Below are 1,274 nucleotides of genomic sequence, written 5' to 3'. Positions count from 1 at the left end.
GACACGGTTTGCAGCTCTCTGGTAGAATGAAGTTATCACACCCCATTCAGAAAGGAGACAGTAAACCATGTCAGATAAGATTGTACAACTAAATGAAGAAGTAATCAAGGGTGAACTCAAGGAACTTGTGCGTGGCAGCGTAGAGGAAACCCTCAACGAACTGCTGGAGGCTGAGGCCGAGAAGTTGACCCAAGCGACTCGGTACGAGCGCAATGAGCAGCGGCAGGGCTACCGCAGTGGTCACTACAGCCGTAATTTCACCACCACCTCCGGGGACGTCACCCTCAAGGTGCCCAAGCTCAAGGGGATCTCCTTTGAGACGGCAATTATTGAGCGGTACCGTCGGCGGGAGAGCAGTGTGGAAGAGGCCCTCATTGAAATGTATCTGGCTGGAGTATCGGTCCGGCGTGTGGAGGACATTACCGAGGCGCTGTGGGGCAGCAAGGTATCTCCGGAAACCATCAGCAAACTGAACAAGAAAGCCTACGTCCATATCGAGGATTGGCGCAACCGGCCTTTGCAGGGCGGGCGGTATCCATATGTCTATGTGGACGGGATCTATCTGCGTCGGAACTGGGGCGGAGAGTATGAAAATGTGGCCATTCTGGTGGCGATTGCAGTAAATGAGGATGGATACCGTGAGGTTTTGGGTGCCGCCGAGGGGATGAAGGAGGACAAGGCCAGCTGGGTCAGTTTCTTCCAGTGGCTGCGTGGCCGTGGCTTGGACGGTGTCAAGCTGGTGGTTGGAGATAAATGTCTTGGTATGCTGGAGGCTGTGGGAGAAGTGTTCCCGGAGGCCAAGTACCAACGGTGCACCGTTCACTTTTACCGTAATGTGTTTTCCGTAGTTCCTCGCTCAAAGGTGAAACTGGTGGCGAAGATGCTCAAGGCGATCCATGCCCAGGAGAGCAAAAAGGCAGCCCGGGAGAAGGCCAAAGCTGTAGTGGAGGACCTGCATACTATGAAACTGAAAGAGGCCGCCAAAAAGGTAGAGGATGGCATTGAGGAGACGTTGACTTACTGCGACTTTCCCAGCGAACACTGGACTCGCATCCGTACCAACAATGTCATGGAACGGCTTAACCGGGAAATCCGCCGCCGCACCAGGGTGGTAGGTTCTTTCCCGGATGGCAACTCCGCTCTCATGCTGGTCTGTGCCAGACTCCGCCATGTGGCCGGAACACAATGGGGTAACAAAAAGTACATGAACATGAAGCACCTGGAGGCCTCTCTGGAGGACGCCTCCATCGCTGGCTGACTTTATTCAAGCCAGA

At 54.4% G+C, this 1,274-nt stretch carries 1 protein-coding gene; it reads left to right on the top strand.

All coding sequences use genetic code 11. The features are described from left to right. The first annotated feature begins 67 nt into the window (after positions 1-67). A complete protein-coding gene (locus D5270_RS16455; protein WP_166545096.1) occupies positions 68-1,258 on the top strand; it encodes an IS256 family transposase in 1,191 nt (396 codons plus the stop codon). Positions 1,259-1,274 lie beyond the last annotated feature (16 nt).

Source organism: Acutalibacter sp. 1XD8-36 (assembly GCF_009917525.1).
Lineage (GTDB): Bacteria > Bacillota > Clostridia > Oscillospirales > Acutalibacteraceae > Acutalibacter.
The sequence above is the reverse complement of the archived record's forward strand: the minus strand, read 5'-3'. Positions and strand labels throughout refer to the sequence as shown.

Excerpts from the sequence above, each read along its gene's own strand:
- D5270_RS16455 (WP_166545096.1), top strand. The coding sequence starts at position 68 with ATGTCAGATAAGATTGTACAACTAAATGAAGAAGTAATCAAGGGTGAA.